Here is an 8,803-nt window from a genome sequence, read left to right on the forward strand (position 1 = left end):
CCCGCCCAGGAAAGAACGGGTGTGGGGGTGTCGATTTCTAGTTCTTGATACGTCATGGATTGGGCTTTAGGTTTTAGGCTTTAGGTTTTAGATCGAATTGTTGGGTTGAGAGGATGACGTTGAGATGGTGTTACCCCCCCAACCCCCCCTTATAAAGGGGGGGACAATTCCTGGCTCCCTCCCCTTTATAAGGGGAGGGTTGGGGTGGGGTAAAGGACTACGATCGAAATCTACAAGTCGGCGATCGCAAATCCCCGACTTTTTCCAAAAAGTCGGGGACTTAGCTGCAATTATTTCCCAAATAAACTACCGCTGAGTTTTTTAATTGCTTTACCCGCAATGTCTGAATAGCTGAGTTCACCTGCTAAAACTCGTGCCATCGTCATACTTGCCGAAGGACGCTTGACGGCGGCTTTATAGCTAACTTTCGGGAACTGATAAAAAGCGGTAGCCAAACGCTGCGCCCACTTCATGTCTGCGCCCCATTCGGTTGCCATAACTTCAGTATATTTCTCTAGCGCATTACTGGTACCGCCGAGGGCGGAGTGAATCGCTTCGGCTGCTTTAATGCCTGAAAAGATTGAGGGGCGAATGCCTTCGGCTGTCATCGGATCGACGACACAGGCAGCTTCGCCAGCTAGGACGGCATTTTGGGTGTGGAGTTTTTGATCGCCATCCCACAGACACAGGGGATGTCCGTATTGTTTGAAGTTGTTAATGTCAATGCCAAATGCGCCCGTGCTGTAGGTATCGAGAATTTTTTTGAAGTCTTGGGCTTCACCGCCGCGAAATGTGCCAATGCCGATCGAATATCCGTCGGCTTTGGGAAAGTTCCAGATATAACCGTTTTTGACTAAGCCAAATTCAAAATTAATTGTATTTACCACGTTGTCGCTGGGGGCATCGACTTCGAGTGCGCCAGCCAGACGGCGTTTGCGATCTTTAAAGCCCAGCCACTTTGCCATATTACCTTTGGCTCCATCGGCGGCGATGATATATTTACCTTCGACGGTACCATTTGCTGTAGTTATTTGCCAACGATCGACTTTAAATTCGATGCTTTTTACTTCAGTATTATCCCGTAATTCGGCACCTTGCTTTTGGGCTTGCTGGACTAGGAAATGGTCGAAGACATCGCGTTTTACCATCCAGATCGGCTCTTGATTTTCGAGCTTGACATCGACTGGATCTTCGAGATTGAGAGTATAACGCAGGGTGTCTACCCGACAAGAAATTGCGGGGCTAAAATCGAAGTCAAACCATTGCGCGATCGCCGGGGACACGCCACCACCACAGGGTTTATACCGAGGGAGGGCATCTTTTTCTAAAACTAATACCGATCTGCCTTGTTTGGCGAGATGGTAGGCTGCACTGCCTCCTGCGGGGCCAGCACCGACGATAATACAATCAAACATAAGATGGTTATCTAGATACTTCGATCGTGGCTTTAATCTGCCACAATCTCGACCATTGTACAACCAGCCATCGCCTTGGCACTATTTAGCTGTTACTAATATTGTTATGTCAGACAGTTCGCGCCCCAATCCCCATCTTACCGATATCTGCTTGTAGATAGAGAAGGAGGTCGCTCACTAGCGACAATTCGATCGAGTCTCAAGCGGCTGAAACTGTGGATACTGTGATTTTAGGCTGCTTGACGATCGGGTTCTTCAATGCCCCATTGGTGTTTGAGTAAGTTTTTGTAGCTATTTTCTTGGAGCATCATTTGCTTGTACAGGTTTACCAGAAATTCCTGTGCTTGATCGCGGCTCATGTCTTTGACTTGGTGCTCGAACGAGCGGATGCTAAATTGTTGCTCTAAGGATAGGTCGAAGGATTTAGACATAATTGACTCCTGCTTTGGGTATTAAGCAAAATCGTCCCACTGGGGACAGTTATTTGAGTTGTCGATCGCGGCTCGATCGAACCGCCATGTTAAGAAGTATAACAGTCGTTTGACAATGATGTCGATCTGTACAAATACAGATCTGAGTTAGTCCGATCGGCAGATACCGATCTGAGGGCACTCCGATAACTGATTTCATTTTTAACAAATTAATTTGCTGAGGAATGCTCAGCACGAACAAACTTGCAATTTTGTCAAGATACTTTGACAATTCTTGAGCTGGGTCGAGATCGATCTCTAAATTTATGGCGATCGTGAGCAAAAGATGATGGCGGTGGGCATAATGATCCTACGGAATCGAGACAAATTAGCCTTAACTGAGTCCCGCATGGTACCTGCTGACAACGGAAAAATTAAATGGTTGCTGAATACATCACGCTAGATCGCTTGGCTACTGAGTTGAGTGAAATCAAGCACCAACACTTCAGTGGACAAATTTTACTCAAAAGTTCATTGGGACATGAGTGGTGCCTTTATATTTACCTCGGTCGCATCCTTTATGCTACTGGCGGTAGTCATCCCATTCGACGGTGGGTGAGAAATACCACGATTATGGGTGTAGATGCTAGCACTGCGGAGGATCTTCAAGCCCGGATCGAGGCATTAACCAATATTTCGGCATTGACATCCACAGAGCTAACTAGTTGCTGGGAGTACTATTTGCTGATTAATTGGGCAAAGCAGGGACGGATGACCCGTAATGGTTTGATTAAGCATATCCAAACCACGATCGTTGAAGTCCTGTTTGATATCGTCCAAGCCGAAGAAGTCACCTATCAGCAGGTGGCCCAAGATCTGCTCAGTCCTCAACTAACGCTGATCGACCTCGATCGAGCATTAGGAATTGCCGTTCAACAGCAGCAGCAATGGCAGCAGGCTGGATTAGTAGAAGTCTCACCAGATCGAGCCATCAAAATCTTTGCTCACAGTGAATTTCAAAGAATCGTTTCGCCATCAGCCTATCAGGCACTCCAGTTCGTATTAAATGGAGAACATAGTATTCGCGAAATTGCTGCCAAGGCGCGCAAATCACCAGTCGCTATCGGTCAATCTTTTCGAGCGCACTTGCAATCGGGGATGCTCGGGCTGCTCGATCTGCCCGACTTTGCCAGTCCGGTTGCCAAAAGTAAGTATCCCTTGGGACAAAAAGTACCACTGATTGTCTGTATCGATGACAGTCCATTTGTGTGCGATCGATTGGAACAAATTTTTCTGCAAGAGGGTTATCAATTTATTAGTGTGATGGATTCGCTCAAAGCCATTCCGATTGTCGTTGGCAAAAAGCCAGATCTGATTTTTCTGGACTTGGTGATGCCCAATGCGAACGGTTATGAAATTTGTAGTCGGCTCCGCAAAATCGGTGCTTTTCAAAATACCCCGATCGTGATCTTGACAGGTAATGATGGGGTCATCGACAGGGTGCGTGCCAAAGTTGTGGGGGCAACTGATTTTCTGACTAAACCAGTTCAAGCAGAATTAGTACTAGAAATCGCCCAAAAATATTTACAGCCTGTCGCGATCGTCTAATTTTAACATCCCTATTTATACCATAGTACCACAGATGTCTACAGCACTGATTGTCGAAGATGTTCAGACCGACTTGATGATTTTGACTAATTATTTGGAGACTTTGGGATGGCGAGTGATTTCCGCTATTAATGGCGAAGAAGCTCTTAATTATTTAAGTTCTAATAAGCCAGATATTGTTTTTTTAGATGTGGTCTTGCCGGGACGCAGCGGCTTTGAAATTTGTCGCACGATTAAGTCTCAGGTCGATACTCAGAAAATACCAGTTGTGATGTGTTCGACAAAAAATACCGACATGGATCGATTTTGGGGATTAAAGCAAGGAGCAGATCTTTATTTGACTAAGCCAGTAAATCGCAGTGATTTCATTGAGGTAATTCAAAAATTAGTTAATTAAATTAATTGATAACTAGGGCTTTAGAATACGGATTTAAATTCCTATTTTTTGTTAAATGATATTCTTTATTAAAATTATCGCAGAAGTTCAGACTAGAAGTGTCAGTAATAAATAGCGTTGACAAAAATCGCGATCGAGGGGTGATAAATTGCAAGCCAATAGTTACAAAGAGCAATCGACAGTAGGTGCAGACTCAGGCCGAAATCGCCGCCAATTTTTAAGGTTTTCCCTGCAACCAGGCACTACGGCGCTAATTGAGGTCGAGCGGACGATCGAAGTTGCGAATATTCCCACCGATCGGATCGTCCCGATGCCACATTTGCCCCCAGCAGTCAGAGGTGTCTACAACTGGCGGGGGAAAATTCTCTGGATTGTGGATTTAGCACTATTACTAGGTCTGGGCGGAGCTACTCAACGTTATCGCAGTGTCCAGCCGACGATCGTCCTCAGCAGTGGCGGCGAGGCCGATATTTTTCCGCGACAGCAGTTATCAGTTTCAGCAGCAGCCGAGCTACCAGGGTTGAAAACCATTGGTTTTATTGTCGATGAAATAGTCGAAATTGAATGGTGCGAGTTAGATGCCACCAGCGGTTCCCTCCCGGCGGATCTCCATCCAGCATTAGCTCAGTGGGTGAGTGGGGTGTGGGAATCGCCCGATGGGGAAGATTTATTGATATTAGATGGGCAAGCAATCTTAGATCGTGCTGATGCCCCATCGGATTTAAATTACTTTTTTAGATAAAAAATAGCCAAATGAAGACGATCGAAGATACAGCGAAAAAGAGTGCGGTCACAGCCACACCAGTGCCATCAACCCCGCCAGCACCAGCGATCGCCCCACTAGATGAGCCGCAGCAACTCCCAACTGCACCGCTCCCGACGGGTGATTCGTTTCGCCTACGACAATCGCTGCAACAGCAAATCTTTTTACTAATTTTGCCGTTTATTGTCGTGCCGCTAACGATGAGTGGTTGGTTGGCATTTCATCGCAGTAATCAACCAGCACCAGACCGCTCACAACAATCGGCGTCGGTGGCGACACAAGCAGAAAATTGGTACATAGATCTAATTGCGTTGCTAGCGATCGGCACTATCAACATCGGCATGGCGGTCTGGATCGTCCGCCGAATCGCCAATTCGATCGATCGAGTCACCACCAAACTCACCGAGGCGGCTAACGGCGATCTGAGCGTCCAACTCGACCCCAATGGTAGCGCTGAGTTTCAAGCGCTGGCAAATGGCTTCAATCAATTAGTTACCAATTTCGATCGGACGCTCCAACAACAGCAACTCGCCGCTCAATCCAACCAGCTCTACGGCAAAATCGCCTCGATCGCCCAAGAGTCAGTAGATCGGCTGCAAGTGTATCAGACCGGGGCAAGTGGCATCCGCCGCATTTTACAAGCCGATCGAGTAGCAGTTTTCCAGTGTCATCTAGATGGCACGGCGAGCGTCATTGCCGAGTCGGTCGGGTCTGGGCAGCGCGCGACGATCGATACCCCACTCGGTCAGATGTATTTTGCCGAGCTGCCAGCTGAATTATCGCGTTACGAGCAGGGGCAAAGTGTCACCTTTAACGATCTTCAGCAAGTAAAGTTGAGTCCCAACCGCCAGCAGTCGATCGAGCAAATGGGTGTCAAATCGATGACGATCGTCCCCATCTTAGCTAGTAAACAGTTAATCGGCTTAGTCTCGATCCAGCAATGCGATCGGGTGCGCCATTGGCAGGCTTGGGAGATCGCGTTTGGGATTCAATCCGCACAACGACTGGGTTTGGCGATCGAGCAGATTATGACTTGGAATACCCAAGCCATTGAGTTACATCGCTCGAATCTATTGTCTCAGGCGCTACAAGTCAACGAGCCAGCCGATTCGATCGAATTACTCGATCGGGCAGTAGCCAGTATTCGGGAAGAATTTAATCTCGATCGGCTGATGGTCTTCGGTCGGAGCGGGCGCGAGCGCGGCGAAATTATGGCGACGGCGATGGCACCAGCTTATCTGCTGCCAGATGCGGTGATGATGAACCAGTACCTTCAGTACGAACTCGATCGTGAGGATAGCGCCCTCGGTCAAATTTCTTGTATTTACAGCCTCGATGCGGCTGGTGGACTTAAATCTGCGGAGATCTCGCTCTTAGAACAGCTCCAGATCCGCGCGCGCATGGTAGCGCCGATTTTAGTAGAAGGTCAAATCTTGGGATTGGTAATCGGACAGGTGTGTAATGGCGAGCGGAAGTGGACGCTCGGCGAGATCGATCGATTCACAACCGTGGCAGATCGGATCGGATTGGTACTCGAACGGCGCAAGTCGATCGAGCGCAAAGCAGTCCAAGCCGAGCGGAAAGATTTGGTTTTAGAGATTACCCAACAACTGCGCTCCTCACTCGATCGAGAGACGATTATTACCACCGCACTGACGAGTATTCGCACGGCGGCGGGACTCGATCGGGCGGTCTTTGTGACATTTAGCGACCATTTGCCTGCCCAGATCGATGCTGAAGCAGTCGCTCCTGGCACTTTATCGATTTTAGGTGAAGTACTCGATCGGTCGTTATTCGATCGCCAGCAAATATTAAGTTACGGCAAGGGTCAGATTTCGACGATCGCCGATATCGAACGAGCGAGGTTCACAGGTGTCCAAATCGCCAATCTGCAACGTTTCCAAGTGCGGGCAAGTGTCTCGATCCCAATTTTAGTCAACAATAAATTGGCGGGGCTAATCGTGGGCGATATGTGTCACGCGACGCGGAATTGGGAGCCAGAACTCCTCGAAACACTCGCGCAGATTGCCGTTCAAGTCGGACTGGTCTTAAATCAGGCGCAACTATTTGCCCAAAGAGAAGATGATGCGCGTAAATTGCAGATTATTTCCAATTTCACCCTACAACTGCGGCAATCGCTCAAACGGCAGGATGTACTCAATACCGCCGTCGAACTAGTCCGCTATGCCTTGGATCTCGATCGAGCTGTCATTTTCGAGTTAGATGCAGATTTTAAAGGTCTGATTACTGCCGAATCAGTCGCTCTAGACAAACTGGCGCTGCTGGGCACTACGTTTGATGATTGTTGTATTAAAGATGCTGGCTACGAGCGCGGCAAGATAACGGCATTTGCGGATATTTATGAGGCGGGGTTGACACCATGCCATATCCAGATGCTCGAACAGATCCAAGTGCGGGCAAATTTGGTCGTACCGATTTCGCTTGACGGGCACTTATTTGGACTACTAATCGGACATGAATGTCGAGCACCGCGAGCGTGGCAACCCGATGAAATCAATTTATTCAACCAGTTGGCGACTCAACTTGCCCTCGCACTCAACCAAGCCTTACTGATCGAACAACGCGAAGCCGCCGCCAAAAGGTCGCAATTAATCTCCGAGATTACCCTCAAACTGCGACAATCGATGGATGAAGCCGAGATTCTAAATATGGCGTTGCCAGAAATGCGTGAGGCGCTAGGACTCGATCGAGCCAGTATTCTGATTGTCGATAGCAACGGGGAAGGTGAGGGGAAAATTATTGCTGAATCGGTGATATCGCCAGAATTTTCGATCCTGGGGGCGACGATCCCGGCAGACTTTATGTTTGAAGTCCTGGGTCAAGGTTATGTCGAAGGCTCGTACATTCAAGTTGACAATCTTCAGAATTCTAACTTGAGTGCAGCGCTCAACGCTCAGTTGCGCAACATGCACATTAAGTCGATCTTTACCACCCCGATTATCGTCAACAATAAATTTTTCGCAATCTTTAGCGGCACTATGTGTCAGCAGGAGCGCCGCTGGCAAAAGTCCGAGATCGATCTGCTCGTCCAGATCGCCGCGCAGGTCGGGGTCGCTCTCAGCCAAGCACAGCTTGTCGGGCAATTGGAACTGGCAAATTTCCAACAGTCGGCATATGCCGCCAGTCAAGAAGCTGCCCGCCAGACACTCCAAAAACACGCCTGGGATTTGCTGCTGCAAGTCGATCGGATCTCTCAAGGCGATCTGACGCTCCGCGCCCATGTCACCGAAGATGAAATCGGGACGATCGCCGATTCCTACAATTCGACGGTACAGAGCCTGCGGGGTTTAGTCAATAGCGTCCGCAGCGTCTCCCAAGAAGTAGTGACTACCGCCACGATCAATGAGATTTCGGTAGCCGAACTCTCGATCGAAGCCCTCCAACAGTCTGAAGACATTGGGTTGGCACTGAGTCGCCTGCGAGATATGTCCGGCTCGATCGATCTAGTCGTCAACAATGCCCTGATTGCCGAGTCAGCGGTGATGGAATCGGCAGAACTAGTCCAAGCTGGGGATGCCGCGATGAATCTAGCCGTCGAAGGGATTTTGACGATTCGGAACACAGTCGCCGAAACTGCCAAAAAAGTCAAGCGACTCGGTGAATCTTCTCAAAAAATCTCCAAAGTTGTCAATCTGATCGGTAGCTTTGCCGCTCAAACCAACCTGCTCGCACTCAATGCCAGTATTGAGGCAGCCCGCGCGGGTGAAGAAGGACGCGGCTTTGCAGTCGTCGCCGAAGAAGTGCGCTCCCTAGCGCGCCAATCTGCCGCCGCTACGGGTGAAATCGAAAATCTCGTCGCCAGCATCCAAGCGCAGACGAGTGAAGTCGTCATGGCAATGGAAGCAGGCACCGAGCAAGTAGTGATCGGGACAAAATTAGTCGATGAAACTCGATCGAGTCTCAACCGAATTACCGCCATCAGTCTCAAAATCGGCGAACTAGTCGAATCGATCGCCCAGGCGGCACTCCTCCAGTCCGAAAGTTCCGCCCAAGTGACCCAAAGCATCGATCGAGTCGCCGATATTTCCCAGAAAACTTCACTCCGCGCCGATAACGTTCAAGCCTCATTCCAAGATCTCCTTCAGCTCGCTCAAGAGCTACAGAAGAATGTCGGTCAGTTTAAGATTGAGTAACGGAGGAAGGCTTTAGGCTTTGGGTTTTAGGCTTTAGGGATTAGGTTTTGGGTGTT

At 48.8% G+C, this 8,803-nt stretch carries 7 protein-coding genes; 4 read left to right on the forward strand and 3 right to left on the reverse strand.

Annotated elements, in window-relative coordinates; all coding sequences use genetic code 11:
* Positions 1 to 290: 290 nt before the first annotated feature.
* The 3 genes from RMO52_RS09575 to RMO52_RS09585 form a co-directional block, all read right to left on the reverse strand.
* The gene (locus RMO52_RS09575; RefSeq protein WP_310413374.1) at positions 291 to 1,415 is read right to left on the reverse strand and encodes a geranylgeranyl reductase family protein; all 1,125 of its coding nucleotides are present in this window, start codon (positions 1,413 to 1,415) and stop codon (positions 291 to 293) included.
* 230 nt (positions 1,416 to 1,645) lie between these two features.
* Entirely contained in the window at positions 1,646 to 1,846 is a 201-nt protein-coding gene (locus RMO52_RS09580) for an NblA/ycf18 family protein (RefSeq protein WP_309738206.1), read from the reverse strand.
* Positions 1,847 to 1,895: 49 nt separating this feature from the next.
* Positions 1,896 to 2,045 carry a hypothetical protein gene (locus RMO52_RS09585; protein ID WP_309738204.1) on the reverse strand — a complete coding sequence of 50 codons (150 nt, stop codon included), beginning with the start codon at positions 2,043 to 2,045 and terminating at the stop codon, positions 1,896 to 1,898.
* A gap of 218 nt (positions 2,046 to 2,263) precedes the next feature.
* Between RMO52_RS09585 and RMO52_RS09590 the strand changes: the two genes are divergently transcribed.
* From RMO52_RS09590 to RMO52_RS09605, 4 genes are all read left to right on the forward strand, one after another.
* Entirely contained in the window at positions 2,264 to 3,433 is a 1,170-nt protein-coding gene (locus RMO52_RS09590; RefSeq protein WP_309738203.1) for a response regulator, read from the forward strand.
* Between the two features lie 34 nt (positions 3,434 to 3,467).
* Positions 3,468 to 3,830, forward strand: coding sequence for a response regulator (locus tag RMO52_RS09595; RefSeq protein ID WP_309738202.1), 363 nt, complete (start codon positions 3,468 to 3,470; stop codon positions 3,828 to 3,830).
* Positions 3,831 to 3,978: 148 nt separating this feature from the next.
* The gene (locus tag RMO52_RS09600) at positions 3,979 to 4,572 is read left to right on the forward strand and encodes a chemotaxis protein CheW (protein WP_309738201.1); all 594 of its coding nucleotides are present in this window, start codon (positions 3,979 to 3,981) and stop codon (positions 4,570 to 4,572) included.
* 11 nt (positions 4,573 to 4,583) lie between these two features.
* Positions 4,584 to 8,747 (forward strand): GAF domain-containing protein, encoded by a 4,164-nt coding sequence (locus tag RMO52_RS09605; RefSeq protein WP_310413377.1) that lies wholly within the window; start codon positions 4,584 to 4,586, stop codon positions 8,745 to 8,747.
* Positions 8,748 to 8,803 lie beyond the last annotated feature (56 nt).

It is taken from the genome of Chamaesiphon sp. OTE_8_metabat_110 (assembly GCF_031382685.1).
Lineage (GTDB): Bacteria > Cyanobacteriota > Cyanobacteriia > Cyanobacteriales > Chamaesiphonaceae > Chamaesiphon.

What these genes read in the sequence shown, in the direction of transcription:
- RMO52_RS09575 (WP_310413374.1), bottom strand. Translation starts at nt 1,415, where the DNA reads ATGTTTGATTGTATTATCGTCGGTGCTGGCCCCGCAGGAGGCAGTGCA.
- RMO52_RS09580 (WP_309738206.1), bottom strand. Translation starts at nt 1,846, where the DNA reads ATGTCTAAATCCTTCGACCTATCCTTAGAGCAACAATTTAGCATCCGC.
- RMO52_RS09585 (WP_309738204.1), bottom strand. Translation starts at nt 2,045, where the DNA reads ATGAAATCAGTTATCGGAGTGCCCTCAGATCGGTATCTGCCGATCGGA.
- RMO52_RS09590 (WP_309738203.1), top strand. Translation starts at nt 2,264, where the DNA reads ATGGTTGCTGAATACATCACGCTAGATCGCTTGGCTACTGAGTTGAGT.
- RMO52_RS09595 (WP_309738202.1), top strand. Translation starts at nt 3,468, where the DNA reads ATGTCTACAGCACTGATTGTCGAAGATGTTCAGACCGACTTGATGATT.
- RMO52_RS09605 (WP_310413377.1), top strand. Translation starts at nt 4,584, where the DNA reads ATGAAGACGATCGAAGATACAGCGAAAAAGAGTGCGGTCACAGCCACA.